The organism is Bradyrhizobium semiaridum (genome assembly GCF_020329505.1).
In the GTDB taxonomy this organism is placed as follows: domain Bacteria; phylum Pseudomonadota; class Alphaproteobacteria; order Rhizobiales; family Xanthobacteraceae; genus Bradyrhizobium; species Bradyrhizobium semiaridum.
The window spans coordinates 110,857-136,723 of sequence record NZ_JAGKJJ010000012.1; the positions used below are offsets into that span (position 1 = coordinate 110,857).

24 protein-coding genes are annotated in these 25,867 nt (G+C 66.4%); 13 read left to right on the forward strand and 11 right to left on the reverse strand.

Annotation, left to right across the window (positions count from 1 at the left end; genetic code table 11):
- Positions 1-4: 4 nt before the first annotated feature.
- Positions 5-1,258 carry a molybdopterin molybdotransferase MoeA gene (locus tag J6500_RS16335; protein ID WP_225713720.1) on the reverse strand — a complete coding sequence of 418 codons (1,254 nt, stop codon included), beginning with the start codon at positions 1,256-1,258 and terminating at the stop codon, positions 5-7.
- A gap of 172 nt (positions 1,259-1,430) precedes the next feature.
- Between J6500_RS16335 and J6500_RS16340 the strand changes: the two genes are divergently transcribed.
- Together J6500_RS16340 and mobA are read left to right on the forward strand one after the other, a co-directional pair.
- Positions 1,431-2,315 (forward strand): formate dehydrogenase accessory sulfurtransferase FdhD, encoded by an 885-nt coding sequence (locus J6500_RS16340; RefSeq protein WP_225713721.1) that lies wholly within the window; start codon positions 1,431-1,433, stop codon positions 2,313-2,315.
- Complete coding sequence (gene mobA / locus J6500_RS16345) at positions 2,308-2,925, forward strand: molybdenum cofactor guanylyltransferase MobA (RefSeq protein WP_225713722.1); 618 nt, start codon at positions 2,308-2,310, stop codon at positions 2,923-2,925. Before J6500_RS16340 ends, mobA begins: the two co-directional genes overlap by 8 nt.
- Before the next feature lie 29 nt (positions 2,926-2,954).
- Here mobA and J6500_RS16350 read toward each other — a convergent pair whose 3' ends face one another.
- A complete protein-coding gene (locus J6500_RS16350) occupies positions 2,955-3,719 on the reverse strand; it encodes a Crp/Fnr family transcriptional regulator (protein WP_225713723.1) in 765 nt (254 codons plus the stop codon).
- Between the two features lie 228 nt (positions 3,720-3,947).
- Here J6500_RS16350 and J6500_RS16355 point away from each other — a divergent pair, with 228 nt between their 5' ends.
- Positions 3,948-4,325: a response regulator gene (locus tag J6500_RS16355; RefSeq protein WP_312018218.1), complete on the forward strand. Its 378-nt coding sequence runs from the start codon at positions 3,948-3,950 to the stop codon at positions 4,323-4,325.
- Between the two features lie 209 nt (positions 4,326-4,534).
- On the opposite strand, the gene J6500_RS16360 is transcribed toward J6500_RS16355, so the two are convergent.
- Together J6500_RS16360 and J6500_RS16365 are read right to left on the reverse strand one after the other, a co-directional pair.
- Positions 4,535-6,097 carry an alkaline phosphatase D family protein gene (locus tag J6500_RS16360; RefSeq protein WP_225713725.1) on the reverse strand — a complete coding sequence of 521 codons (1,563 nt, stop codon included), beginning with the start codon at positions 6,095-6,097 and terminating at the stop codon, positions 4,535-4,537.
- Positions 6,098-6,390: 293 nt separating this feature from the next.
- Positions 6,391-7,794, reverse strand: coding sequence for a TAXI family TRAP transporter solute-binding subunit (locus J6500_RS16365; protein WP_225713726.1), 1,404 nt, complete (start codon positions 7,792-7,794; stop codon positions 6,391-6,393).
- A gap of 213 nt (positions 7,795-8,007) precedes the next feature.
- Here J6500_RS16365 and J6500_RS16370 point away from each other — a divergent pair, with 213 nt between their 5' ends.
- Both J6500_RS16370 and J6500_RS16375 read left to right on the forward strand, forming a co-directional pair.
- The gene (locus tag J6500_RS16370; protein ID WP_211985922.1) at positions 8,008-8,313 is read left to right on the forward strand and encodes a 4a-hydroxytetrahydrobiopterin dehydratase; all 306 of its coding nucleotides are present in this window, start codon (positions 8,008-8,010) and stop codon (positions 8,311-8,313) included.
- A gap of 118 nt (positions 8,314-8,431) precedes the next feature.
- Positions 8,432-8,827 carry a YkvA family protein gene (locus J6500_RS16375; protein ID WP_225713727.1) on the forward strand — a complete coding sequence of 132 codons (396 nt, stop codon included), beginning with the start codon at positions 8,432-8,434 and terminating at the stop codon, positions 8,825-8,827.
- A gap of 423 nt (positions 8,828-9,250) precedes the next feature.
- On the opposite strand, the gene J6500_RS16380 is transcribed toward J6500_RS16375, so the two are convergent.
- Positions 9,251-10,231, reverse strand: coding sequence for an NADPH:quinone oxidoreductase family protein (locus tag J6500_RS16380; protein ID WP_225713728.1), 981 nt, complete (start codon positions 10,229-10,231; stop codon positions 9,251-9,253).
- 90 nt (positions 10,232-10,321) lie between these two features.
- Between J6500_RS16380 and J6500_RS16385 the strand changes: the two genes are divergently transcribed.
- The 6 genes from J6500_RS16385 to argG all read left to right on the forward strand — a co-directional run bounded on the left by J6500_RS16385 (position 10,322) and on the right by argG (position 16,219).
- Positions 10,322-11,161 carry an SDR family oxidoreductase gene (locus J6500_RS16385; RefSeq protein ID WP_225713729.1) on the forward strand — a complete coding sequence of 280 codons (840 nt, stop codon included), beginning with the start codon at positions 10,322-10,324 and terminating at the stop codon, positions 11,159-11,161.
- Between the two features lie 141 nt (positions 11,162-11,302).
- Positions 11,303-11,896: an invasion associated locus B family protein gene (locus tag J6500_RS16390; protein ID WP_376707816.1), complete on the forward strand. Its 594-nt coding sequence runs from the start codon at positions 11,303-11,305 to the stop codon at positions 11,894-11,896.
- A 126-nt stretch (positions 11,897-12,022) separates the two neighbouring features.
- Positions 12,023-13,237: a dual-specificity RNA methyltransferase RlmN gene (gene rlmN / locus J6500_RS16395; protein WP_225713731.1), complete on the forward strand. Its 1,215-nt coding sequence runs from the start codon at positions 12,023-12,025 to the stop codon at positions 13,235-13,237.
- 157 nt (positions 13,238-13,394) lie between these two features.
- Entirely contained in the window at positions 13,395-13,886 is a 492-nt protein-coding gene (locus J6500_RS16400) for a hypothetical protein (protein WP_225713732.1), read from the forward strand.
- 136 nt (positions 13,887-14,022) lie between these two features.
- The gene (locus J6500_RS16405) at positions 14,023-14,805 is read left to right on the forward strand and encodes a phosphatase PAP2 family protein (RefSeq protein ID WP_225713733.1); all 783 of its coding nucleotides are present in this window, start codon (positions 14,023-14,025) and stop codon (positions 14,803-14,805) included.
- A 76-nt stretch (positions 14,806-14,881) separates the two neighbouring features.
- On the forward strand, positions 14,882-16,219 hold the full coding sequence (argG, locus tag J6500_RS16410) for an argininosuccinate synthase (protein WP_225713734.1): 1,338 nt from the start codon (positions 14,882-14,884) through the stop codon (positions 16,217-16,219).
- Positions 16,220-16,377: 158 nt separating this feature from the next.
- Here argG and J6500_RS16415 read toward each other — a convergent pair whose 3' ends face one another.
- Complete coding sequence (locus tag J6500_RS16415) at positions 16,378-16,965, reverse strand: TetR/AcrR family transcriptional regulator (RefSeq protein ID WP_225713735.1); 588 nt, start codon at positions 16,963-16,965, stop codon at positions 16,378-16,380.
- 97 nt (positions 16,966-17,062) lie between these two features.
- Between J6500_RS16415 and J6500_RS16420 the strand changes: the two genes are divergently transcribed.
- Together J6500_RS16420 and J6500_RS16425 are read left to right on the forward strand one after the other, a co-directional pair.
- Positions 17,063-17,428, forward strand: coding sequence for a nuclear transport factor 2 family protein (locus J6500_RS16420; protein ID WP_225713736.1), 366 nt, complete (start codon positions 17,063-17,065; stop codon positions 17,426-17,428).
- A 119-nt stretch (positions 17,429-17,547) separates the two neighbouring features.
- On the forward strand, positions 17,548-19,305 hold the full coding sequence (locus J6500_RS16425; RefSeq protein ID WP_225713737.1) for an alkaline phosphatase: 1,758 nt from the start codon (positions 17,548-17,550) through the stop codon (positions 19,303-19,305).
- 143 nt (positions 19,306-19,448) lie between these two features.
- Here the strand turns inward: J6500_RS16425 and J6500_RS16430 are convergent, their stop codons facing one another.
- From J6500_RS16430 to J6500_RS16450, 5 genes are all read right to left on the reverse strand, one after another.
- Complete coding sequence (locus tag J6500_RS16430; RefSeq protein ID WP_225713738.1) at positions 19,449-21,656, reverse strand: OmpA family protein; 2,208 nt, start codon at positions 21,654-21,656, stop codon at positions 19,449-19,451.
- A gap of 228 nt (positions 21,657-21,884) precedes the next feature.
- Entirely contained in the window at positions 21,885-22,181 is a 297-nt protein-coding gene (locus J6500_RS16435) for a hypothetical protein (protein ID WP_225713739.1), read from the reverse strand.
- 63 nt (positions 22,182-22,244) lie between these two features.
- Positions 22,245-22,631 (reverse strand): VOC family protein, encoded by a 387-nt coding sequence (locus J6500_RS16440; RefSeq protein ID WP_225713740.1) that lies wholly within the window; start codon positions 22,629-22,631, stop codon positions 22,245-22,247.
- A gap of 198 nt (positions 22,632-22,829) precedes the next feature.
- Positions 22,830-23,657 (reverse strand): FkbM family methyltransferase, encoded by an 828-nt coding sequence (locus tag J6500_RS16445; RefSeq protein WP_225713741.1) that lies wholly within the window; start codon positions 23,655-23,657, stop codon positions 22,830-22,832.
- Between the two features lie 71 nt (positions 23,658-23,728).
- Complete coding sequence (locus tag J6500_RS16450; RefSeq protein WP_225713742.1) at positions 23,729-25,783, reverse strand: ABC transporter ATP-binding protein/permease; 2,055 nt, start codon at positions 25,781-25,783, stop codon at positions 23,729-23,731.
- Positions 25,784-25,867: the final 84 nt, after the last annotated feature.

Here is a 25,867-nt window from a genome sequence, read left to right on the forward strand (position 1 = left end):
GGGCCTACAGCAGCTCGGCGTAGCCGAGAAAGCCAACGGCATCTCCAGGTACGACTTGCACGACGGCTTCGGCGAGTTCGATCAGCCCGTCAGTCTCGATCAGCGACGACAGCAGCCCGGCACCTTCGCGCGGAAACTTGATCGCCTCGAGCGATCCATCCGCCGCGCGCCGCAGCGAAGCGCGGACATATTCGCGCCGTCCGCTCTTCTTCTTGTAGCTGAACGCTGAGCGCACCGGCATCGGTTGCAAGGGAGCTGGTGTGGCTCCCGAGAGCGCGAGCACGGTCGGCCGCACGACGTGGACGAAGGTGACGAAGCTCGCAACCGGATTGCCGGGCAGGCCGATCAGCGGCGTGCCGTCGACGATACCCATTGCCACCGGACGGCCCGGCTTGATCGCCATCCGCCACAGCACCAGCGAGCCGGCCTGTTCGATGCCCGCCTTGACGTGGTCCTCTTCGCCGGTCGAGACGCCGCCGGTGGTCAGGATCAAGTCGTAGCGTCGGGCGGCCTGCTTCAGCGCCGCGGCGAGCGCGGCCTGTTCGTCGCGCAGGATGCCGAGATCGCCGACCTCGCAGCCGAGCCTGCGCAACATCGCCATCAGCATGAAGCGGTTGGAATCGAACAGCTGGGCTTCACTGCGCGCCGCCCCGGGTGCGGCCAGTTCGTCGCCGGTGGAGAACACGCCGACGCGAACGCGCCGCACGACGTCGAGCGTCGTCAGCCCGAAGGCGGCGGCGACCGCGACATCCTGCGGGCGCAGCCGCCGGCCCGACGCCAGCGCGACATGACCGCGTGCGATGTCTTCGCCGGCCGGACGCACATTGGCGCCCAGCTTCAGGCCGGACGGCAGGATCACATTGCCCGCATCGTCGATCCGGACGTCCTCCTGCATGAACACGGTGTCGGTGCCTGATGGCATCGGCGCGCCGGTGAAGATGCGGACGGCATGGCCTGGCGCGACGGGCTGCGCGGATGCGCCCGCCTGCACGCGGCCGGCGACCGGGAATGCGCGATCGCCGTTTTGCGGCAGGTCGGCGCCAGAGACAGCGTAGCCGTCGACCGCCGAATTCATGAAGGGCGGCAGCGGCAGCGGTGCGGCAACATCGCCGGCAAGGATGCGTCCGTCGGCATCCAGCAGCGCAACCGTTTCCGACTCCCCGACTGGCCTGACGCGCGCGGCGATGATCGCGACGGCTTCGTCGACCGACATCATCGGTCCGCCGAACGCGAAGCAGTCGTCCGAAAGCTGCGCCATCGTGTTCCTCAGTCCTCGGCCATCGCCATCTATGTCCGGTCCGGATCGCGAACTGCGGCGTTATCGCGTTGGCCGGGCCACATCATGGTCGTTCCCGCTGTGGCCAGTCGGTCTCCGATCGTGCTTATATCCCCAGCTCTGCTGAATTGTGAACCCATCCGGACGTCGACCAGTGACCGAGAAAGCGACCGCTCCCATCATTGTTCCGGATCCGAACGATCCGCGGCTGACCGAGCGCGTCGTCGGCGTCGATCAGACCGGCGCGCGGACCGAGATCAGGGTACCCGTCGAACGGCCGCTGACGCTTTACCTCAACGCGCAGGAGATCGTCACGATGATGACGATCAACGACTATCCGGAATACCTCGCGCTCGGTTACCTCCTGAACCAGAACATGCTGAAATACGACGACGTCGTCACCGAGGTCGAATATGACGACGATCTGCAGGTCGTCGTGGTGCGCACCGCGCATCACACCAATTTCGAGGTGAAGCTGAAGAAGCGCACGCAGACCTCGGGCTGCGCCCAGGGCACGGCGTTCGGAGACCTGCTGGAAGCAGTCGAGAAGGTCGCGCTGCCGAAGGCCGAACTGCGCACCTCCTGGCTCTACCGGATGACGCACACCATCAACACGATGCCGTCGCTCTATCTCGAGGCGGGCGCGATTCACGGCTGCGTGCTGTGCAAAGAGAGCACACCGGTCTGCTACACCGAGGACGTTGGCCGGCATAATGCCGTCGACAAGATCGCGGGCTGGATCTACCGCCACAACGTCGATCCCGCGGACAAGATTCTCTATACGACGGGGCGGCTGACGTCGGAGATGGTGATCAAGACGGTGCGGATGGGCATTCCGATCCTGGTCTCCCGCTCCGGCTTCACGGCGTGGGGTGTCGATCTGGCGCGGCAGGTCGGGCTGACGCTCGTCGGGCGCGCCCGCGGCAAGCGCTTCATCGCGCTGTCGGGCGAGGAGCGGATCGTCTACGACCAGAACCTCGACTATGTCGAAGAGGAATCGATGCGCCACAAGCGCAAGGGCGAGGGTGGCGATGACTGATATCCCCTGCGTGGTGCTTGCCGGCGGGCTTGCGCGGCGGATGGGCGGCGGCGACAAGCCGATGCGCCAGATCGCGGGCCGCACCATCCTGCAGCGCGTGATCGATCGCCTCGCGCCGCAATGCGCCGGAGTGATCATCAACGCCAACGGCGATCCCGCGCGGTTCGCAGCGTTCGGTCTTCCTGTCGTCGCGGACGATGTCCCCGACTATCCCGGTCCGCTCGCCGGCATCCTGGCCGCACTCGACTGGACCGCGACGAACCGGCCCGATGCGAAATGGCTGCTGAGCGCGGCGGGCGATTGTCCGTTCCTGCCTCGCGATCTCGTCAAGCGCCTCGACGAGGCGCGTGTGGCGCAGCATGCCGAACTCGCCGTCGCCGCGTCAGGCGATCAGACGCATCCGGTGATCGGTCTCTGGAGCGTACGCCTGCGTAACGAATTGCGCCAGGCGCTCGTCGTGGAAGGCGTGCGCAAGATCGACCGCTGGACGGCGCGCTATCCGCTCGCAACGGTCGCCTGGCCGGCCGAGCCGCTGGATCCGTTCTTCAATGCCAACACCGTCGACGATATCAGGGAAGCCGACCGCCTCGCCGCGCTCGACGGTGGGTGATCAGCGGGCCGCAAGCTGCCATGGGCGGTCTAGTTCGCGGGATTGTCCTCGGCCGGATAGACGCCGCGCAGCACCTCCTCGAAGTGATCCTTGACCGCGTCGTTGCACTGGCAGGCGCGCTGTCGCAGCCGGTCCGGATCGCGGACCACGATCGCGCCGCGGCGCGTGTCCAGCACACCCTCGGCCTTGAAGGTCTGGATCACGCGGCTGGTGTAGCTGCGGCCGACGCCGAGCAGGGTGGAGAGCTGCTCGTGGGTGAGCGGCACCACGCCGTCGCCGTCGGTGCGCTCCATCGCGGCGATGATCCATTTCGCGGCGCGCTGCTCGATCGAGTGGATCGCGTTGCAGGCGGTGGACTGGAAGATCTGCGCCAGCATGCAGTCGGCATAGCGCGCGAAGATGTTGCGCACCGAGTTCGAGTTCAGCTTGGCTGCGTCGAGCTTGCTGATCGGCATCCGCGCGAATGGCCCGCCGAACTTGACGGTGATGCGGGTATAGGCCGGCAGGAAGCCCTGGCTGACGATGCCGCCGACCGCACCCTCGCGGCCGACCAGGATGGTCTCGACGTCGCGCCCGTCCTCGTTCGGCACCATGTAGGAGACGAGACTAGGCCCGCACGGGAAATGCACGGTCTGCACATCGTCGCCGGGATTGTAGAGCAGGTCACCGGCCGCTCCATCCAGCAGCACCAGATATGGTGCGATCAGCTCATAGTCGGTGGCGTTGAGCCGGCGCAAAAGATTGTTGAACGGTCGGTCGCTCGTCCCGGCCAACTCGGTCCGCTTCGTAATCATTGGAGGTTCCTGCCCAGCCAACGCCGACAATAACGGAAAGGTTCCTGGTTTTATGTTCACTAGTGAACAGACGGTGCCGCTTGCGATGTGATGGTTTCATCTCGGGAACAATCGGCGTGCCTGCCAGGGGGCGTCGGTCGCGGGCCATTCGACCGGACCTGATCCGGTCCTTCATCTACGTTCAACCATGGACTCTGGCACGCGATGACACCCGCCTTCTGTGACGGCATGCCCCGTGATGTCCTGATCGTCGAGGACGATCCGATCATCGCGCTGGATTTCGAGGACACCATCCTGCGGTTCGGCGCGAAGACGGTTCGCACTGCCGCCAGTCCGCGGCGCGCGCTCGAACTGATTGCCGCGCAGCCGCCCGATTTCGCGCTGCTCGACCTCGCTCTCGTCAATGGCGAGACGCCGTTCGCGATCGCCGAACGGCTCGATGCGCTGCGGATCGCCTATGTGTTCGTGACCGGTTACGGCTCCGATGTCAGCCTGCCGTCACCACTCGCCGGCATGCCGCGGCTGAGCAAGCCGTGTCCCGCCGATGCGCTGCTGGCCGCGCTGCGCCGGTGGCGCTGCAAGCCGACCGTGGACGCGGGCGAGTGACGCCTGCTTCCACGTCCCCTTGCAAAAGCGAGGTCGCTTTGCTGGCTAGAGCAAAAACCGGTGAGGATCTGCTCTCTCCACATGCAACGTCGCCTGTGGCTGGACCCCCATCCCGACCTTCCCCTTTTAGGGGGAACGGGAAGCGAGGGCTGCACTCCATCGACAAGGCCGTCGACAGAGCGTCGGCATCATCGAGCTGAAGCGGCGGGCTACGCCTGCTTCGGATCGAGCGTGATCGCCCACAGCTCGACGTCCTTGCGGTCGCGCAGGCTCACCGTCATCTGGCCGCTCTTGCCGTCGATCTTGACGTGGCCGAAGAACTGCATGCCGGCCGACGGCGGCAGGTTCTGGTTGGCTTCGCCGGGCGCCTTGACGAACTTCACCTCGGGACCAAACGTGTTGTCGAGCTCGTTCGGGCCGAACGTGCCGGCGTGCAGCGGGCCGGAGACGAATTCCCAGAACGGATCGAAATCCTGGAACTGGGCCTTGTTCGGATTGTAGTAGTGCGCGGCGGCGTAGTGCACGTCGGCGGTCAGCCACACCGTGTTGACGACACCAGAAGTCTTGATGAAGCGCAGGATGTCGGCGATCTCGAGCTCGCGGCCGCGCGCCGGGCCGTCACCCTGCGCGAAGGCTTCCGAGCCCTTCTTGTTAGCCGCATCGTCATAGACGATCAGCGACAGCGGCATGTCGGATGCGATCACCTTCCAGGTGGCCCGCGAGTTGAGCAGGCCGCGCTTCAGCCAGGCGAGCTGGTCGGGCCCGAGGAAATAGGCGCCGGGATCGTAGCTCTCCTGCAGATTCGGACCGTTCGGGCCGCGATAGCTGCGCTCGTCGAGCATGAACACGTCGAGATGCGGGCCGTAGCTCAGCGTACGATAGACCCGGCCGGGCTCGACGATGCTCTCGCGCATCGGATACATCTCGTGGAAGGCGCGCGCCGCGCGCGCGGCGAGCAGCGTGATGTCACGCTCCTTGTAGGCGGCCGGCAGCTGCTTCGACAGCGACCAATTGTTGGTCACTTCGTGGTCGTCCCACTGCACGAAGATCGGCACCTCGGCGTTGAAGGCGCGCAGATTCTCGTCGAGCATGTTGTACTTGTGTGCGCCGCGGAATTCGTCGAGCGTCTCGGCGACCTTGGATTTCTCCACGACGGTGATGTTCTTCCAGATCTTGCCGTCGGGCTGCTTCTGCTCGGCGTTGATGACGCCGTCGGCATAAATCGTATCGCCGGAATGCAGGAAGAAATCCGGATTGTGCTTCTTCATCGCGGCGAAGGTGAACATGCCGCCGTCATCGGGGTTGATGCCCCAGCCCTGGCCGGCGACGTCCCCGCCCCACACGAACGAGACGTCGCGGCGGTCGCCGGGCGCGGTGCGGAAGCGGCCGACCACCGGTTCGCCGACGATGTCGGTATGCGAGAGGTCGCGGAACCGGACGCGGTAGAAGATGTCCTGGCCCGACGGCAGGTTCTCCAGCAGCATCTTGGCGGTGAAGTCGCTCTCCGGCAGTGCCGCGATCGGCGGCAGCGTGCGGGCATCCTTGAACGAGTCTGAGGTGGCGACCTCGACCATCATCTGCGCCGGGCGGTCGGCCCGCGCCCACACCACGCCACCGTCGGTGCCGACATCGCCCGACTGCACGCCATGGGTGATCACCGGACGGTCGGCGGCACGCGAGAGGTAGGGCATCGCGATCAGCCCGACGCCAGCCGCGGCCGTGGTGGACAGAAAGCGTCGGCGGGTCAGATTTCGCGAAAACCGGATGGTCATAGGAAGCTCCTCAGCGTCACGACGCGACAATGCGCCGCAGGCGGGGAAAGACCTAGAAAAATTCCATGACGGCGAGATTACAGGGATGGGCGAAATCGGCTCCGGGATCGCTGCCGTAAGGTGAGCAGGCAGCTCAGGCTCCCTCGCCCGTTCTTACGGGGAGAGGGTGGGGGTGAGGGGCTCGATCCGCGAAGATGGTGACAATGGCGCTTGCGGAGGCTTCCCCTCACCCGGATCGCATCTGGCGATGCGATTTGGCCTCTCCCCGCAAGCGGGGCGAGGCAAGAGGCGACCTACGCCGACCCCGCCGCCCTGAACTGGGTCGCGGCGCGCTGCAGATTCTGCGGCATGCTCATCAGCAGTGCCTTGCGGTCGGCCACGGCGTTGTGGAACTGCTCGAGCGCGATGTTGAACGCGGTCAGCGTCCCTTCCTCGATCGCACCGTGCTCGTAGCAGAGCAGCGTATGCCGCAGGATGTCGTCGGCTTCCGCCTGCAACTGGTCGAGCTCGTCGGTCGAATCGCTCTGCCGGGCGGCCTTCAGCATCTCCAAGAGACGCTCGCGCTGCGAGGTGTTGGTGTTGCGTTCGTCCTGCTTGAGATAGCCGGCGAACCAGGCGCCGGCCGAGCCCATCGCGGAGAGCGCCATCAGGCCCCACCAGATGTAATCGCTGTAGCGGTCGAGGAAGGTCTTCTCCTCGCCGTCGACGAAGGCGGCAGCGCCCGGATGCGCCGGGATGGTGGCGTCCTTGTCGGTGTCGGGCGTCTCGATCTTGGCCGCGAGCGGGAAATCGCTCTTGAGCTGTTGCCGAACCGCGAACAATTGCCGCGTGAACGCCGCCACCGTCGAGTCCGACAGTCCCTTTCGCGCGACGATGTGGTGCGAGAAGCTGATGGTCTTGACCTCGTCCTCCGGCCGGTCGGCGGAGCCGAGCGAGCCGGCCGGAATCTCCGCGGCCTCATAGGCCGGGTGGTTCTGCGCGATCGCTTCCGCGGCGTCGATCGCGAGGAAGGTCGGCTCGCCGCCGTCGCGGCTCGTGGCGCTGATGGCGTCGATCGTGATCTTGCTGTTGGCGGGGCCGGCGGCGAGATAGGCGTCGGCCTTCTGGTTGCGGATCGCTTCCGCGACCTCGTTGGCCGGGAACTGGATGATCTCGACCTTGAGAGGATCGACGCCGTATTGCTGCAGGATCACCTTCAGCAGATTGACGTTGGCCTGGGTGCGGCCGACGACGCCAATCTTGTGGCCGGCCAGTTGCGTGATCTTGGTGATCTTCGTGCCCCTGCGGGCCTTGCCCTTGGCTGGCGGAATCCACATCACCACGACATTCTTGCGCAGCGTCGCGACCGCCTGCGCGTTCTTCGGCACATCGAGATCGCCGCGGATGATGGCGAGATCGGCCTTGCCATCGGCAAGCGTCTGCGCGCTCGCCGTGGCGCCCTCGGTCTGTACCGGGCGCAGCTTGACCTGGCTGTTGTGGTTGTTGTTGAAGGCCTGCGCGAGGGCCTGCACGACCTTGAGGTCGTCGCTGTTGGCCGGTCCCACCGCGATCCGCAGTGTCATCGGGCGCACTGCGAAATAATACCCGGCGGCGAGCGCGCCGATGAGAGCCAACGCGCCGGCAATCAGCACGAAGATCAGCCGCCGCTTGGCCGATCGGGGCGGCTTGGGTGATAGGCTGGCGGAGCCGTCGGTCATCGATCTCGCTAACAAAATCCTTAGGAGTCAGGGCTCGGGACGATCAACGCGCACGCGCAGCCACATTGTAGCAAATTAATGATCCGGCCGACGTTACATCTGTGTCATGGTTACCAGCGGCCATAGGACGCGATTTCGGCCTTAATTTGGGCATGGACCCCGTCCCGCCGGCCGGTTGTTAGGCTAAAGTTGGGGCCGAACAGGAGGTTTGCCATGGTCGAACGGCTGTCAGCGGAGGCCCGCAAGGCTGCGCTCTGGGAATTGGCGGGCTGGTCGGAACTGGCCGGGCGCGAGGCGATCGCAAAAACCTTCGTGTTCAAGGATTTCAACGAGGCCTTCGGCTTCATGGCCCGCGCCGCTTTGGTCGCGGAGAAGAACGACCATCATCCGGAATGGAAGAACGTCTACAAGACGGTCGAGGTCGTACTGGCGACCCACGAGGTCAGCGGGGTCACCAAGCGCGACATCGATCTCGCCAAGGCGATGAACGCGATCGCGCGGCAGTTAGGGGTCAATTGAGTTTGCCCATCATTGCGACCCGTTGGCTCGCGATGACGGAAACCTTGCAGCGACCGGCCGACATCCCCAGATTCGCTTCGTCCGCCGCCGAACGTCGTGCGGCGTCGAGGAGCCAGCGATGCCATCGACCGATCACGGTGCGGGATTCGGGCCTGCCGACCGGCTGGCGCAGGACCCGGAAAGCGTGCGCCGCCGCTTCTGGATCAAATTCAAGAAGGTGGTGGGAAGCCTGCCTTTTGCCGAGGAACTGCTGGCCGCCTATTACTGCGCCTTTGACCGCCAGACGCCGCGCCATGTACAGGCGTCACTGCTCGGCGCCATTGCCTATTTCGTGCTGCCGTTCGATTTTGTGCCGGACATGCTGCCGATCCTCGGCTTCACCGATGACGCCGCGGTGCTCGCGACCGCAATCCGCATGGTCGCCAGCCACATTACGCCGGAGCACCGCGAAGCGGCCCGCGCCGCGCTGAAGCGCGGGGTGGATGAAGCACCTCTCGATCCGTCATCCCGATGACTGGGACGGCTTCGTAGCCGGATGCAGCGAAGCGCAATCCAGATCTTCTCTCGCGTCCCGCACCGGCCCAGGATTTCGCTGCGCTGCATCCGGGCTACGCGATCGCTTTCTTAGCTTCGTAGCGGTGGGCAAAGGAGCGTCTTCGACGCATCGCTGAGTTGCCCGACGTGTCAAGCCGCCGGGTCTTGAGCGTCGGCAGCAGGGCTCCTTTGCATGGGTTGTTTTCGATGTTTTTGCCTGGCCGGGGCCGGCCCAGACAACGGCGCTTCACCTCGCCCCGCGTGCGGGGAGAGGTCGGATCGCATCGTCAGATGCGATCCGGGTGAGGGGAGTCTCAGCGAATTCGTCTATCGCCGCCTGTGCGGAGACAGCCCCTCACCCCAACCCTCTCCTCGCGAAGAGCGGCGAGGGAGCTCGCCCAGCTCAGCTTCCCGGATGCAGGATCACCTTGCCCATCGCCTTGCGGCCGGCGAGCACCTTCAGTGCCTCAGCGGTCTGCGACAGCGGGAAGGTGCGGTCGACATGCGAGGAGATCTTGCCCTCGGCGGTCCATTGCACGAGCTTCTCGAGGTTCTTGCGGTTTTTCTCCGGGTTCTGCCGGGCCCAGGCGCCCCAGAACACGCCACGGATATCGCAGCCCTTGAGCAGCGCGAGGTTGAGCGGGATTTTTGGAATATCGCCGGCGGCAAATCCGATCACCAGGAAGCGGCCTTCCCAGGCCGTCGAGCGCAGCGCCGCCTCGGCATAGGCGCCGCCGACCGGATCGAACACGATGTCGGCGCCCTTGCCGCCGGTCAGCTTGCGCAGGCCTTCCTTCAGATCTTCCTTGGCGTAGTTCAGCGTCAGCTCGGCGCCGTGCTGCCTTGCGAATTCCAGCTTCTCGTCCGACGAAGCGCAGGCGATCACCTTCAGCCCCATCAGTTTGCCGAGCTCGCATGCCGCAAGTCCGGTACCGCCGGCGGCCCCTAACACCGCGAGCGTCTCGCCCGGCTTGGGGCTGGCACGATCTTCCAGCGCATGCAGTGCGGTGCCGTAGATGATGATGATTCCGGCGGCGCGGTCGTAGTCGAGATTGTCGGGAATCTTCACGATCGAATTCGCGGGCAGCGCGATCTTGTCGCGGGCGCCGTTGTGGCCGCACGATGCGACGACGCGGTCGCCGACCTTCAGATCGGTGACACCTGCGCCGACGCTTTCGATTACGCCGGAAACTTCGGCGGCAGGCGAGAACGGGAACGGCGGCTTGATCTGGTACTTGCCCTGGATCATCAGGATGTCGAAGAAGTTCAGCGCCGCCGCCTTGATCGCGATCACGGCCTCACCCGGCGCTGCCACCGGATCGGGGACGTCAGCCAGCACGAGATCGTCGGGTTGACAGTATTGCGAGCAGAGGATGGCTTTCATGGACACACCTGAGTTTCGGACGCAAAAAGGCTGAAAGCTTCTTTGCCGGATTTGGCGCGGAGCGACAATACAAAGCGGAGGGATCAAACTATGTTTGAAAAAGGCCTGCTGGCACACAAGCGCATCCTGATCACCGGCGGCGGCACCGGCCTCGGCGCGGCGATGGGCCGCCGCTTTGCCGAGCTCGGCGCCGAGCTGATCATCTGCGGACGCCGGCAGGAGCTATTGGAAGACACCGCGGCCAAATTCCGCAGCGAATTCGGGACCAAGGTGTCGACGGCGCGCTGCGACATCCGCGACGGCACCGCGGTCGAGGCGATGATCGAGCAGGTCTGGCAGGACGCGCCGATCGACGTTCTCGTCAACAATGCTGCCGCAACCTTCATCGCGCAGACCGAGCATCTGTCATTCCGTGCGGCCGACGCGATCCTCGCGCCGACCCTACACGGCACGCTGTATTGCACGCTCGCCGCGGGCCGCCGCTGGATCGAGGGCAAGCACAAGGGCGTGGTGCTCTCGATCCTCTCGACCTCGACCATCACCGGCCGCGCCTTCACCGTGCCGTCGTCGATGGCCAAGACCGCGGTGCTGGCGATGACGAAGAGTCTCGCGGTCGAATGGGGGCCGAAGGGCGTCCGCACCCTCGCGATCGCGCCCGGCGCGTTTCCGACTGCCGGCGCGACTGGACAATTGCGTCCGGAAGCGCGTGGCGAGAGCTGGTCGCAGCGTGTTCCGCTCGGCCGCGCCGGCGAGCACTCAGAGCTTGCCAATCTCGCGAGCTTCCTGATTTCCGATCAGGCGGGCTACATCAATGGCGAGATGGTGGTGGTGGATGGGGGCGCGCATCTGCGCAGTTCCGGTGCCGAGGACCTGCTGCAATGGACCGACGAACAGTGGGAGAAGCAGCGCGCGGCGCGCGCAAAAGCATGACGCGCAACGTGTCCATCGTCCACACCAGGCCTTCGGCCTAACTGCCTTCCCAAGCAGGCGTTTCCCGGTTATCCATCCGCACCGGCGAGGGGGAATCGCCGGGCCATCTTCCAGTCACAATGATGGGGGAACCAGTTGGCCGTGCGGCAAATACTGACATCGCTGGTTGCCTGTAGCCTGGTGTGCGGCATCGTCCCGCTTGCGCCGGTGCAGGCTGCGCCCAAGAAGGATGCGAAGGAAGCGGCAAAGCCGGCGCCTTCGGCCGCCGCGGCTGCCGCCGGCGGTGCCGAGCCGACATTGATCGGGCAATTCGGCACCTGGGGCGCCTACACGGCTGCGCCGAACGGCAAGAAGGTCTGTTTCGCGCTGGCCAAGCCGTCGTCGTCGAAGACCAATCCGCCGAACCGGCCGCGCGATCCGGCCTATGCCTTCATCTCGACCCGTCCGGCCGAAAAGGTCGTCAACGAGGTCTCGATCATGATCGGCTACGCGGTGAAGCCGGGCTCCGAATCGACGTTGCAGGTCGGCGGCGGCACCTACGCGATGTACACCCAGGGCGACGGCCTCTGGATCAAGAATGCGGCCGAAGAGGAGCGGATGGTGGAAGCCATGCGCAAATCGGCCGAGGTGACGGTGAAGGCCGTCTCCGCCAAGGGCACCGAGACGATCGATACCTTCTCGCTGAAGGGTCTGTCGCAGGCGCTCGACCGGCTGGGCCAGGACTGTCGGCGCTAGAGCATGATCCGGAAAAGTGTGAAGCGGTTTTCCGGAAAGATCATGCTCCAATAAAACCGCCTGAAGGTACAAATCGAGGTATTTGGTGGCTTTCCAGCACCGGCTGGAAGGCCTATTTGAGGTTTCATGACCGACACCCAGACCACTACCGCTGCGCCCGGCGCCAATACGCTGGTCGAAAAGGTTCCGCTGGAAACCTACGTGCCGCCGGCCAAGCCGTCGCTGATCGGGCTGTCGCGCGCCGAGATCGCCGACCGCCTCGGCGAGATCGGCGTCGCGGCCTCGCAGCGCAAGATGCGCACCCAGCAGCTCTGGCACTGGATGTATTTCCGCGGCGCCAGGAATTTTGCCGAGATGACCAACGTCTCGAAGGACATGCGCGCCGAGCTGGAGAAGCATTTTACCGTCGATCGCCCCGAGGTGGTTGCCGAGCAGATCTCCAACGACGGCACGCGGAAATGGCTGCTGCGGCTGCCGAGCGGCAATACGCTCGAGAAGCCGCACGAGGTCGAGTGCGTCTACATCCCCGAGACCGATCGCGGCACGCTCTGTGTGTCCTCGCAGGTCGGCTGCACGCTGAACTGCGCTTTCTGCCACACCGGCACGCAGCGGCTGGTGCGCAACCTCACCGCCGGCGAGATCGTCGGCCAAGTGATGGTGGCGCGTGACCGGCTCAACGACTGGGCCGACCGCGAGGACGGCACGCGCCGCGTCACCAACATCGTGATGATGGGGATGGGCGAGCCGCTTTACAATTTCGATGCGGTGCGCGATGCGCTGCTGATTGTTGCCGACAACGAGGGCATCGGCATTTCCCGCCGGCGCATCACGCTGTCGACCTCCGGCGTGGTGCCGAACATTGCGCGCACCGGCGAAGAGATCGGGGTCATGCTCGCGATCTCGCTGCATGCGGTGCGCGACGAGCTGCGCAACGAGCTGGTGCCGCTGAATCGTAAATATCCGATCAAGGAACTGCTGCAGGCCTGCCGCGACTACCCCGGCGCGTCGAACGCGCGGCGCATCACCTTCGAATATGTGATGCTGAAAGGCGTCAACGACTCGCTCGATGACGCCAAGCTGCTCGTGAAACTGCTCAAGGGCATTCCGGCGAAGATCAACCTGATCCCGTTCAATCCGTGGCCGGACACCGCCTATGAATGCTCGGACTGGGAGCAGATCGAAAAGTTCTCCGAATACATCTTCAACGCCGGCTACTCCTCGCCGGTGCGCACTCCGCGCGGCCGCGACATCCTCGCCGCCTGCGGCCAGCTCAAGTCGGAGACCGAAAAGCTGTCCGCCCGCGAGCGCCAGGCGCTCCGCGCGATGGCGATGACGGATTGAGTGTTGTGGCGCGCCGCCGTCTCCACATCGTCATTGCGAGGAGCGGAGCGACGAAGCAATCCACGTCCCGGCAAGCTCAGAGCTGGATTGCTTCGTGGAGCCTGTCATCCGGCAGCGCATTGCGCTGACCGGGTGGCTCGCAAGACGGGGAAATAGTATGGCGCTGATCGGCCGCCTGTTCGTCGTCGCCTTTGCCTTCCTGATGGCCTGCTTCGCGGCCGGCGTCATCGTGGTCGTCGCGGTGCTCTATCCCGAGATCAGCGATCTCGCCGGCGGCCCGATCGACCAGAGCGCCGTCAATATCGTCCTCGGCTTCGGCTTCATCTTCATTTCCGGCTTCGCGCTGCTGCCCGCCCTCATCATCGTGCTGATCACCGAGGCGTTCAGCATCCGCAGCGTGCTGGCCTACGCCGTCGGCGGCGCGCTGGTCGGTGCGGCCTGCTATCTCGGCCTCGTGCCGTTCGATTCCGACATGATGCAGTTCCACGGCATCGTGCGGCGGCACATGGAGATCATGACCGGCGCCGGCATCGTCGCCGGCCTCGTCTACTGGCTGATCGCCGGCCGCGCCGCCGGCGTCTGGCGCGAGCCGCGGCGTCCCTTGCAGCCACCTCCGCCGCTGCCCTCGCAATCGCGACCGCAGCCGTGATCCATCCCGTCATCGCGAGCAAAGCGAAGCAATCCATCGCTCTGCGCGCACGGAAGCATGGATTGCTTCGTCGCTTCGCTCCTCGCAATGACGGCAGGGGTTTTCTTGCCCCGCCACCTCGGCTAAACCGCGCGCCATGAACCGGACCGGACTTGTCATCGCGCTGGCGCTGGCGCTCGTCATCGGCATCCTGTTCGGGATTTATCCCGAGCTCGACCTGAAGCTGGCGGCGGTGTTCTACGATGCCGCGCAAAAAACCTTTCCGCTGAAGCTCGATGCGGTGGCATCGTTCGCGCGCGATGCGGCGATGTGGATCGCCTGGGCGCTGGTGCTGCCGGCGATCGTGACCATCGTGGTGAAATTCATTCGGCCGGACCGACCGATGCTGATGTCGGGCCGCGCCGCGGTGTTCCTGCTCACCACGATGCTGCTCTCCGCGGGTGTGCTGACCAACTTCACCTTCAAGAGCTATTGGGGCCGGCCGCGGCCGGTGGCGGTGGCCCAGTTCAACGGCACGCAATCCTTCGTGCCGTGGTGGGACCCGCGCGGCGCCTGCGCGCGCAACTGCTCGTTCTTTTCGGGCGAGGGCGCCACCGCGTTCTGGACCTATGCGCCGGCAGCGCTGACGCCGCCGCCCTGGCGGCCGCTGGCCTTTGCCGCGGCGACGGTGTTCGGCGTCGTCACCAGCGGGCTCAGGATGGCGTTCGGCGGCCATTTCTTCACCGATGTCGCGATCGCCGGCCTGGTGTCGTTTTTCGTCGTCTGGCTGTTCTACGCCCTGATCTATCGCTGGGCGGCGACCCGGCTGACCGACGAGCAGGTCGATGCGGCGCTGACCCGGCTGGCGCAGCCCGGCTACCGGCTGATGCAGCGCTGGCGCGGGCGGGCGCAGACCGAATCCGGCGAGCGTCAGGCCTGATTAAAGGCGTGCCCAGCCCGGCGAAATTTGATATCGCCACCTCAAACACCACCCGTTTTCGAGCGATTGGACCGCCATGAGTACGATTCTGAAAAGCCTGCCCACCGGGGAAAAAGTCGGCATCGCATTCTCGGGCGGCCTCGATACCTCGGCGGCGCTGCTCTGGATGAAGCTGAAGGGCGCCAAGGTTTTCGCCTACACCGCCAATCTCGGCCAGCCCGACGAGGCCGACTACGACGCGATCCCGCGCAAGGCGATGGATTTCGGCGCCGAGAGAGCCCGCCTGGTCGATTGCCGCACCCAGCTGGTGCATGAGGGGATCGCCGCGATCCAGTCAGGCGCGTTCCACATCTCGACCGGTGGCATCACCTATTTCAACACCACGCCGCTCGGCCGCGCGGTGACCGGCACCATGCTGGTGGCCGCGATGCAGGAGGACGGCGTCAACATCTGGGGCGACGGCTCGACCTTCAAGGGCAACGACATCGAGCGCTTCTACCGCTACGGCCTGCTCACCAATCCGAGCTTGCGCATCTACAAGCCCTGGCTCGACCAGCAGTTCATCGACGAGCTCGGCGGCCGCGCCGAGATGTCGGCGTTCATGACGGCGCAGGGCTTCGCCTACAAGATGAGCGCGGAGAAGGCCTATTCCACCGACAGCAATCTGCTCGGCGCCACCCATGAGGCCAAGGATCTCGAAAGCCTGTCGACCGGCATCACCATCGTCAATCCGATCATGGGCGTGCCGTTCTGGCGCGCCGATTGCGACGTCAGGCCTGAGAAGGTGGTGGTGCGCTTCGAGGAAGGCCAGCCGGTCGCGCTGAACGGCAAGAGCTTTGCCGATCCGGTCGCGCTGTTCGTCGAAGCCAACGCGATCGGCGGCCGCCACGGCCTCGGCATGAGCGACCAGATCGAGAACCGGATCATCGAGGCCAAGAGCCGCGGCATCTATGAAGCGCCCGGCATGGCGCTGCTGCACATCGCCTATGAGCGGCTCGTCACCGGCATTCACAACGAGGACACGATCGAGCAATACCGCATCAGCGGCATGCGGCTCGGCCGCCTGCTGTATCAGGGCCGCTGGTTCGATTCGCAGGCCCTGATGCTGCGCGAGACCGCGCAGCGCTGGGTGGCGCGCGCCGTCACCGGCGAGGTGACGCTGGAGCTGCGCCGCGGCAACGACTACTCGATCCTGAACACCGAGAGCCCGAATCTGACCTACGCGCCGGAGCGGCTCAGCATGGAGAAGGTCGAGGACGCCGCCTTCACGCCGGCCGACCGCATCGGCCAGCTCACCATGCGCAACCTCGACATCGCCGACACCCGCGTCAAGCTCGGCATCTACGGCAAGACCGGATTGATCTCCGGCGGCCAGGGCTCGGAGATCTTCAAGCTCGAGAACGACAAGGGCTGATCGCGCAAACGTCGCAACAAACTCAGTGTCGTCCCTGCGAAAGCAGGGACCCAGAACCACGAATGCTGATCGCTTTGCGACGCCGGAACGACGAGTCTCTTCCGCCGCGGAGTATGGATCTCTGCTTTCGCAGGGACGACATCGGGAGAGACCATGAGCTACTTCACCCTGAGCGCGTCCAGCAGCGAACGGAACGCGCGGGCGTAATCCGCGCCGCTCTTGCCGATGTCCGGCCCGGCCGACACCGCGACCGCGGCTTCCGTCACCGCGCCGAGCAATAGCCGCGCCAGCGGCTCGATCGGCTGCTTTGCGATGACGCCGGCCTCCATCGCCGCTGACAGCGCGCGCGGAAACTTGCCGCCGAAATGCTTGGCGTCGATCTCGCGCCAGCGCTCCCAGCCGAGCACCGCGGGGCCGTCGCGCAGGATGATCTGGCCGGTCGGACCTTTTGCGCAGGCCGCGAAATAGCCCTGCGTGCCCGCCGCCATCGCGGCCAGCGGATCGTTCTCGGCGCGCGAGATGCGGTCGAGATCGGCGACGAGATCGAGCGAGACCTGCTCGAACACCGCGGCGAATACCGCCTCCTTGGTCGCGAAGTGATGATAGACCGCGCCTTTTGCCACGCGCGCGCCCGCGGCGATGTCATCGATCGTCGCCGCCGCAAAGCCGCGTTCGCCAAAAATGCGCCGCGCCGCCTTGACGATGGCCGCTCTGGTCTTCTCGCGCCGCTCGGCCTGGGTTGCCATGATCGTATCTCTAGCCCAGTTCCCTCCCCGCGCCAATTGACTTACCGACCTTCAGTCGATAAATACCGACCAATAGTCGGTAAATGGAGACGTCGCCATGCCCTCACTGAAAACGCTGCAGGCCTTCGCCGACACGGTCGAATCCAACGACCATGTCGGTGCCATCAAGAATTTCTACGCCGCGGATGCCCGCACCCAGGAGAACGACGGCGAATGGCGGGTCGGGCGCGAGGCGCTGGCGGCGCGCGAGGCGGCGGTGCTGGCCGCGGTCGCCGGCGTCAAGACCACGCGGCTCGGTCCGCTGCTGCTCGACGGCGATCATTCCGCGATCTGCTGGCGCTTCGAATTCACCGCCAAGGACGGCAAGGTCCGCGCCATGGAGGAGGTCGCCTGGCAGACCTGGCGCGGCGAGGAACTGGTCGAGGAGCGCTTCTTCTACGATCCGCAGCAGATGGCGCGGTGAGGTCGGCGGCGGCGGTGGCCTTGCGGCAATACGACCCGGCACGGCCTCATTGCAGCGTCATCCGCGACCGCTAGCCTCTGCCGTCGCGCAACGGAGATGCGCGAAGGCGGAGCACCACCATGATCAGGCAATTTGCCACCGCAGCAGCCACGCTGCTGCTGTCGGCCACGGCAGCGCTGGCCCAAACCATCTTTCCGATCGACCGCGCCGATATCCTCGCCGGCGCGAAATTCGATTTCAAGGTAGAGTTTCCCGATGCGGTCGATCCGGCGAAGCTGAAGGTCACGCTGAACGGGACTGATTACGCCGCGGCGTTCGGCCAGAGCGGTAGCTTCATCGCGCGCGAGGCCGGTAAGGACCAGTCGGCACTGCTGCTGCGCGATGTCGTGCTCGACAAGCCCGGCGCGGTCACGGTCGAGGTCAGCGACGGCACGCGAAGCCGTGCGGTGACGTGGACGGTCTATGACACGCCTGCGCGCAAGGCGAGGAACGTGATCCTGTTCATCGGCGACGGCATGTCGCCGGCGCATCGCGCCGCGGCACGGATCCTCTCCAAGGGCATCGCGGAGGGCAAGAGCCGCGGCAAGCTCGCGATCGACGACATGCCGCAGATGGCGCTGGTCGCCACCGCAGGTTCGGACTCGATCATCACGGATTCGGCCAACGCCGCCAGCGCCTACGCCACCGGCCACAAGGCCGCGGTCAACGCGCTGGGCGTCTATGCCGATCGCACGCCCGATCCGCTGGATGATCCGAGGGTCGAGACCATCGCAAGTGTGGCGAAACGCAAGCTCGACCTCGCCATCGGCATCGTCACCAACACCGAGGTGGAGGATGCGACGCCGGCGGCAATGATCGCGCACACTCGCCGCCGCGCCGCCTATGATGCGATCGTCGCGCAGTATTTCGACGCTAGGCCCGATGTGCTGATGGGCGGCGGCAGCGCCAATTTCCTGCCGAAATCCGCGCGCGGTTCGAAGCGCGCGGACGAAGTCGATTATCTCGCCCGCTTCCGCGAGGCCGGCTATCCGATCGCGACCACGCGAAGTGAGCTCAACACGCTCGCGGCGAAGCCCGACACCCGCCAATTGCTCGGCCTGTTCGCCACCGGCAACATGGACGGCGTGCTCGACCGCAAATTCCTCAAGCGCGGCGGAGTGACAAAATTCCCCGAGCAGCCGGACCTGACCGAGCAGGTGCAGGCCGCGCTCAATATCCTGTCGAAGCATAACGCCGGCTTCTTCCTGATGGTGGAATCCGGCCTGATCGACAAATACGCCCATCTGCTCGACATGGAGCGCGCGGTCTACGACACCATTATGCTCGACAATGCGGTGCGGCTGGCGAAGGACTGGGCCAAAGCGCGCGGCGATGACACGCTGATCCTGGTGGTGGCGGACCACAACCATCCGAACAGCCTGGTCGGCACCATCAACGACGACATGAGCGTGACGCCGAACGTACCGCTGCGCGAGCGCGTTGGGGTCTACGAGAAGGCCGGCTTTCCGAACTATCCGGCGCCCGACGCCGAAGGCTATCCGTCGCGGGTCGACGTCAGCCGGCGGCTTGCGATCTTCTCCGCCAGCCTGCCCGACCATTACGAGACGTTCCGCCCGAAGCTCGACGATCCGAACGAGCCGACGGTGAAAGGCGATGCGCCCGACACCTTCAAGGCCAACGACAAATACAAGGACGTGCCCGGCGTCCTGCTGCGCTTCGGCAATCTGCCGGCGATGATCGGCGCCAGCGTGCATTCCGGCGAGGACGTCATCCTCACCGCGACCGGCCCCGGCAGCGAGCGCGTCCATGGTTCGATGGACAACACCGAGGTGTTTCGGGTGATGGCCGAAGCATTGGGGCTGGGTGCAGGGAAGTAGGTGCGAACGACGCGTTGTTGTCGCGCCCTCGCTGTACCCCGCAAGCGGGAGGGGCATATTTCCCGCGCGAAGGCTTGCGAGCGTTCCACAAACAAATGGCCGGGATCGCTCCCGGCCATGTCGTGTCTTGCTCGGTTGCTCGTTCAACGCGGCGGTGCGGCGGAGGCGGTGCCGCCGTTGAGCAGCGGGGTGATGCGGCGGACGGTGACGCGCCGGTTGATGCGGCTCGGCCCGTCGGTCTGCTCCTTGAGATACTGCTCGCCATAGCCCTGCGACGTCAGGTTCTCGGCCGGCACGTTGAACTGCTGGGTCAGCAATTCGGCCGCGGCCTGCGCCCGGCGGTCCGACAGCGACAGATTATCAACGTCGTTGCCGACCGCGTCGGTGTGGCCCTCGATCAGGAACACCTCGCTCGGGTTGCGCTGGATCGCACGGTTGATGCCGTCGGCGATCGTCTGCAGCTTCGCGGCCTGGTCCGGCGGGATGGTCCACGATCCGGTGTCGAACGTGATGGTGTCGATGTCGACGCTCGGCATCCGCATGCGGACGTTCGGGCTGTAGCGGATCTCGTCAAGCGAGTAGCGGCGCTCGATCCGCTCCACCGGCGGCGCCTCCATGGTCTGGTAGATGACATCCGGCGGCGCATCCTCCGCGCTGACGATGTAGCGGTCGTAGGGGATGTTGACCACCGGCGGCGGCACGTCGACATAGAAGCCGCCGACCGCGCGCGGATCGCGGTAGCTGTTGTCGATGATCACGAGCTCGCGGCCGCCGCGATCCCTTCGGATCCGGCGCAGCATCTGGCCGTCGGGGCCGACCACCGTGATGATCTCGCTGCCGTCGGGCCGCACCACGACGGTGCGGGTCTCGCCGCCGATCGTTTCGGTGCGAATGTCGCGCGCGCCGTAGCGGAAGCGATAGACGTCGTCGCCGCGGACATAGGCCTGTCCGCTCGGGTCGCGCACGATGATGCGGTCGGGTTCGGTGTAGATGGTGCGGCCGTCCTCGACCACCTCGCGCCGCTCCCTGTGCAGGTCGGCGATGGTGCCGCCGATGATCGCGCCGGCGACCACGCCGGCACCGACCGCAGCACCGATGGCGAGCGGCTTGATGTTGTCATGACGCGGCGGCGGCGGCAGCGGCGCCGTCACCTGCGGCGCGCGTTGGAAGGCCGGCGCGACCGTCGGCGGAGCGTTTTGCGCGCGGCCGGGCGGCGGCGTTGCGGCTGCAGAGCCGGGCACCACAGTCGGCGCGGTGGCGCCGTCACGACGCACCAGCGGCGCGCCGGGTTGCGCCGCCTGCGGGGCGGCTGGCGCTCCGGCAGCTGGCGCTCCAGCCGGTGGCGTGGCAGCGGCGGGAGCCTGTCCGGGCACGCCCGGCCGCACCGGCGCTTGGGCGCCGCCAGGTGCAGGCGGTGTGGCTGTGGGAGCGGGCTGCCCCGGTGCTGGCGTGGCTGCGCCAGGCGGTGTGCCCGGAGCCGGCCTTGCACCAGGCGGGGTCGTGCCCGGCTGCGGGCGAGCACCGGGACCCGGTGCCGGCGCAGCGGCGGGCGGTGTCGCACCCGGCTGCGGACGCGCACCCGGTGCGGGGCTCGGCGTAGCCGCGGGCGGTGTTGCGGCTGGCGCAGGCGTTGCGGCCGCGGGAGGAGTTGCGCCTGGCTGTGGCCGTGCACTCGGCGCGGGGCTCGGCGTGGCCGCGGGAGGCGGTGCACCTGGGGTTGCGGGACGCGCGGCGGGTCCGGCTCCCGGCGGCGGAGTCGCCGGACGCTCCGGCGTTGCGGCAGCCGGCGGTGTCGGAGAGGGACGCGCTGGCGCAGCAGCGGGCGGCGGCGTCGGAGACGGGCGTGCGGGCGCGGCCGCCGGAGGCGGGATCGGCGTGGGATGCGCAGGTGCGGCCGCAGGCGGCGGGGTCGGAGCCGGCCTTGCAGGTGCAGCCGCGGGCGGAGCGGGTGGTGTCGGATGTGCCGGGGCAGCTGCGGGCGGCGGCGTCGGGGCCGGCCGCGCCGGTGCGGCTGCAGGCGGAGGAGGTGGCGTCGGCCGTGCCGGGGCGGCAGCGGGCGGCGGGGCAGGCGGCGTGGGCCGTGCCGGGGCCGCCGCGGGCGGCGGTGCGGGATGCGGCGCGGCGGCCGGCGGTTGCGCCGGGCGTGCCGGCGGCGCACCTGCCGGCGGCGTCGGGTGCGCCGGACCGCCCGGTGCGGGCCGGGCCTTCGGCTTGCCGTCGGGTCCGGTTTCCTCTTTCGGCTGCGCCTGCGCGACGACCAGCGGCGAAGTTTGCGCGTGCGATGCTGAGGCGGCGAATTGCATCACCGTCAGCGCTGTCGTGGCAAGCAGCACGAGACGAAGCTTTGTCATGTCTTGGAATCCCCGGCGGAAGATCTGGCAGGAAGCTAAAACGAGAGAACCGAACAATTCGGCAGGACGATGAACCGCCAGCCGTGAGGCCGCAATGTGGCGACTGACTAGCTGTAGCCGCACTTTATTTCGACATCATAACGAGTTGCAGCCGCATTTGTTCACGGCGCATTCAGACGCAACGTTCGGACATGGAATGATCCGCGGCAGAACCGAGGCAGATCTGCTTTATCGCGGACGAAGCTGATCCGTCGCCGGTGGCGGACCGGGTGGTGGTGCAGGCGGCCCGCGCACCGGCAACTCTTCCGGCGTGTTGCCAGGCAGTTCGTCTGGCCGCGCCGGTTCACCGGGCTCGCGCACCGGTGTGGGAATCTCCGGCCGAGGATTGCCCGGAGGAATTCCGGGCGGCGGTTCGCGCGGCGTGCCCGGCGTTGCCGGTGGAATTTCCGGCGGCTCGGTCGGCACCGAGGCGAGGATCCCGGAAGTCAGCAGCGTCTCGTCGATGCCGTCGCGGACAGCGGTCATTGATCGCTCCATCGGACATTGAAACGACAACGGATCGCGCCGCACGACGTTCCAGCACCGCGTTCATTCCGGAGCGTGGCAGACCGCCTCGATATTGTGACCGTCGGGATCGCGCACGAAGGCGCCGTAATAGTTGGCGTGATAATGCGAGCGAATGCCGGGCGGACCATTGTCGGTGCCGCCAGCGGCTATCGCGGCCTTGTAAAAGGCATCGACGGTGGCGCGGTCATTTGCCGTGATCGCGATATGCACCGGCTTGTTCATCGCGCCTTCGCCGCCGATCCAGAAGTCCGGCTTGCCATTGGCGCCGAAGCCGGCCGCGGGTTCATGCCCGGTCAGCTCTGCCGGCACTTCCTTGATCAGGCTGTAGCCGAGCGGCGCCAACGCCTTTTCATAGAACGCCTTTGCGCGCGCGTAGTCGGAGACGGAAAAGCCGATATGGTCGATCATCGCGAGCCTCCTTTATGGTGACGCATGTCTGTCCACGTTCCTCGCTTCACCTCCCCTTGAAAAGGGGAGGTCGCTTTGCTCGTCAGAGCAAAGCGGGTGAGGATCTATCTCTCCACCGACATCGTCGCCGGTGGCTGACCCCGACCCCGACCATCCCCCTTGCAGGGGGAAAGAAGACCGATCCGCATGGGAGCGGGATCACTCCCGCACGAGCAGCGTATTGCTCCGCGTGCGGCCCTGCTCGACGTAACCACGCGCGCGCATGTCCGCAATGCAGTCGTCGGTCCATTCGTGCTTCGACAGATGCTCGATCACGACCGCGCGCGGCCACAGCGCTCGCGGCGCGTCGCGGAAGAAGCCGGTGAGCACGCGATCTTCAAATCCTTCGACATCGATCTTCATCGCGTCGACATGTGTCGCGCCGGCCTCTTCGAGGATCCGTTGCAGCCGCAGCGACGGTACGCTGTAGGCCTTGCCCGAGGGCGTGCCGGTGACGATGTGGCTGGCGCCGAGATTGTCGCCGTCGGTCTCGATCATCAGCTCGCCATCGGCAGGGCCCGCGGCCGCCGCGACGAGCCGCACCTGCGCAAAGCCCGAGGCCTGGGCGTTGAAGGCGAGCCGCGCATGCGTCAACGGATGCGGCTCGATCGCGATCACCTGGCCGGTCGGCCCGACATCGCGGGCCAGCGCCAGCGCATAGGTGCCGACATTGGCGCCGAGGTCGACGAAGATGCCGCCGGCGCCGACGTGGCGGCGCAGGAAGTCGAGCTCGACCAGATTGTAGTCGGGGTTGAACAGCGCGCCGCGCTCGGTCGCGCTGGCCTGATGAAAAAAGCGGAACGAGGCGCCCTGATACGTCACGTCGAGCGGCCCTGCCCCGAACAGATTGACCAGCCGTGACAGCCACGGACGGAACGCGCCGCGCTTCAGGCCGGTCGCATGCGCCAGGCGGATGATGGCGGCCTGCGCCGCATTCGGCGCAAACGTGCCGAACGGCGCGGGCGGCGTATCGTTGTTCGGGATCAAGCTTCAGCCTCGTCGAAAGCGGCGCATGCATAACCGGTTTTGGCGGAAGCGCCAACGGCCGTGGCCGCCCCTTACGCCGCCTTGCCCGATGCGCGCCGCTGCCGCAGGAAGCGCCCGAGCAGCCGCCGCTTGCCCTTGCGCGGGATCAGGTCGACGTCGCTGACGAGCTTGGCGCCGCCCTTGCGCCGTTCCAGCACGATCTTGCGGCTGTGGAACGCTTCCAGCTCGGCGCGATGGCCGACGCTGACGATGGTCGCCCGCGGCATTTCCTTCGTCACCGTCTCCATCATCTTGTCCTGGCTCTTCTCGTCGAGCGCGGAGGTCGCCTCGTCGAGCACGATGATGTCGGGATTGTGCAGCAGCAGACGAGCGAAGGCCAGCCGCTGCTTCTCGCCGCCGGACAGGGTCTGGTCCCACGGCGCTTCCTCCTCGATCCTGTCCTTGAGATGGTCGAGCCCGACCTTCTTCAGCGCTTCGCCGATCTCCTCGACGGTCCAGTCTTCCGCGGCGCCCGGATAGGCCACCGCGCGCCGCAGCGTGCCCGACGGCACGTAGGGCTTTTGCGGCAGCATGAACAGACGGCGGTCGGCGTGCAGCCCGACGCTGCCGCCGCCCCACGGCCACAATCCCGCGATCGCCCGCACCAGCGTGCTCTTGCCGGTGCCGGATTCGCCGGCGACCAGCAGCCGCTCGCCCGGCGCGATCGCGACTTCGGTCTCACCGACCACCGCCGTGCCGTCATCGAGCGTGACGGAGAGATCATTCAGGCTCAGCATGGTCTCGCCCTCGGTCTCGCCGCGCTTGATGCGGCCGAAGCCGTCGCCGCTCTCGGCGCGCTCCAGACCGTCGAGCGACATCATCAGCGAGGCGATGCGGCGCGCGCACGCGTTCCAGTCGGCCAGCCGCGGATAATTGTCGACCAGCCAGCCGAACGCGTTCTGCACGATGGTGAAGGCGGAGGCCGCCTGCATCACCTGTCCCAGCGACATGCTGCCGTCGAGGAATTTCGGCGCGCATAGCAGCAGCGGGACCACCGGCGCGATCAGGTTCGATCCTTGCGACACCAGCGTCGTGCGCATGTGCTGTCCGGCGAGCCGCGCCCATTGCCGCAATACGTTCGAGAACGTCCGGTCGATGCCGTCGCGCTCTTCGGCCTCGCCGCCGAGCAGCGCGATGCTCTCGCCGTTCTCGCGCACGCGGGTCAGGGTGTAACGCAGTTCGGCCTCGGCCTGGTTCTTGTCCTCGGAAATCTGCACGAAGCTGCGGCCGATCGCCGTGATCGAGCCGGATGCGATCGCGGCATAAAGGATGGCGACGATGACAAGGAAGCCGGGGATGGTCACGGAGGAGCCGCCGAGCGTCAGTGTCAGCGCGCCGCCGATGGTCCAGAGCACGACGATGAAGGTGATTGCGGACAGCAGCGCGGAGGTCACGCCGGCGACGAAATCGACCGGCGAGTCGGTTGCGATCCGCAGATCCTCGGCGATGCGGTATTCCGGGTTCTTGTGGTCGCCGTCGACGAGGTTGAGCTGGTAGTAGCGCCCGTTGGTCAGCCAGCGCGACACCACCGCGTTGGTCAGCCAAGCGCGCCAGCGCCGCTGAATGCCCATGCGGGCGAACACCTGCGCCACGCCCAGCAGCACGCTGCCGAACGCGAGCGGAAAGAAGATCGCGGTCAGGTAATAGACGGTCGCCGCATCGCGCTTCTCGATTGCATCGAAAATCGCGCGATTCCAGACATTGATGCCGTACTGCACGGCGACGTTGGCGACGATGAGCAGCAGCAAGCCGATCGTGAACAGCCACGCCAGCCGATCGCCGTTCTCGCCCCAATAGCCGCGCGCGCTGATCCAGAACCGCGTCAGCAGGTATTCCTTGCGCGCCTGCTCGGCCTCCTCGGGTGACAGTTCGGGGTCGGGTTCGAGCGCCTCGGGCGGCGGCGGCTCGACATGGTCGCCATCCTCGGTGGTCACGTCGACGAGCTCGGAGGTGTCGTCGGCTGCTTGCTGCGCGGAATCCTTGCCGTTCGCATCGGCCGGCTTCGCCTCGGCGCGCTTGGCGGAAGACGACGCCTCGGCGGACGACCCCTTCACCTGCGATCCGGATTTGGCCGCGACCTTGCCCATGGGATTGCAACGCAAGGGAAATCAAACGGTTCCGTCGTCGGGTTCCCGATTCGTCGCTTCGCCGCAGTTCTCGCGGGCAGCAGT

Coding starts and splice junctions, on each gene's coding strand:
- J6500_RS16405 (WP_225713733.1), top strand. CDS start 14,023: ATGAACCGGACCGGACTTGTCATCGCGCTGGCGCTGGCGCTCGTCATC.
- J6500_RS16420 (WP_225713736.1), top strand. CDS start 17,063: ATGCCCTCACTGAAAACGCTGCAGGCCTTCGCCGACACGGTCGAATCC.
- rlmN (WP_225713731.1), top strand. CDS start 12,023: ATGACCGACACCCAGACCACTACCGCTGCGCCCGGCGCCAATACGCTG.
- argG (WP_225713734.1), top strand. CDS start 14,882: ATGAGTACGATTCTGAAAAGCCTGCCCACCGGGGAAAAAGTCGGCATC.
- J6500_RS16400 (WP_225713732.1), top strand. CDS start 13,395: ATGGCGCTGATCGGCCGCCTGTTCGTCGTCGCCTTTGCCTTCCTGATG.
- J6500_RS16415 (WP_225713735.1), bottom strand. CDS start 16,965: ATGGCAACCCAGGCCGAGCGGCGCGAGAAGACCAGAGCGGCCATCGTC.
- J6500_RS16440 (WP_225713740.1), bottom strand. CDS start 22,631: ATGATCGACCATATCGGCTTTTCCGTCTCCGACTACGCGCGCGCAAAG.
- J6500_RS16335 (WP_225713720.1), bottom strand. CDS start 1,258: ATGGCGCAGCTTTCGGACGACTGCTTCGCGTTCGGCGGACCGATGATG.
- J6500_RS16350 (WP_225713723.1), bottom strand. CDS start 3,719: ATGATTACGAAGCGGACCGAGTTGGCCGGGACGAGCGACCGACCGTTC.
- J6500_RS16370 (WP_211985922.1), top strand. CDS start 8,008: ATGGTCGAACGGCTGTCAGCGGAGGCCCGCAAGGCTGCGCTCTGGGAA.
- J6500_RS16365 (WP_225713726.1), bottom strand. CDS start 7,794: ATGACCGACGGCTCCGCCAGCCTATCACCCAAGCCGCCCCGATCGGCC.
- J6500_RS16355 (WP_312018218.1), top strand. CDS start 3,948: ATGCCCCGTGATGTCCTGATCGTCGAGGACGATCCGATCATCGCGCTG.
- J6500_RS16360 (WP_225713725.1), bottom strand. CDS start 6,097: ATGACCATCCGGTTTTCGCGAAATCTGACCCGCCGACGCTTTCTGTCC.
- J6500_RS16450 (WP_225713742.1), bottom strand. CDS start 25,783: ATGGGCAAGGTCGCGGCCAAATCCGGATCGCAGGTGAAGGGGTCGTCC.
- J6500_RS16430 (WP_225713738.1), bottom strand. CDS start 21,656: ATGACAAAGCTTCGTCTCGTGCTGCTTGCCACGACAGCGCTGACGGTG.
- J6500_RS16380 (WP_225713728.1), bottom strand. CDS start 10,231: ATGAAAGCCATCCTCTGCTCGCAATACTGTCAACCCGACGATCTCGTG.
- J6500_RS16375 (WP_225713727.1), top strand. CDS start 8,432: ATGCCATCGACCGATCACGGTGCGGGATTCGGGCCTGCCGACCGGCTG.
- J6500_RS16425 (WP_225713737.1), top strand. CDS start 17,548: ATGATCAGGCAATTTGCCACCGCAGCAGCCACGCTGCTGCTGTCGGCC.
- J6500_RS16435 (WP_225713739.1), bottom strand. CDS start 22,181: ATGACCGCTGTCCGCGACGGCATCGACGAGACGCTGCTGACTTCCGGG.
- J6500_RS16385 (WP_225713729.1), top strand. CDS start 10,322: ATGTTTGAAAAAGGCCTGCTGGCACACAAGCGCATCCTGATCACCGGC.
- mobA (WP_225713722.1), top strand. CDS start 2,308: ATGACTGATATCCCCTGCGTGGTGCTTGCCGGCGGGCTTGCGCGGCGG.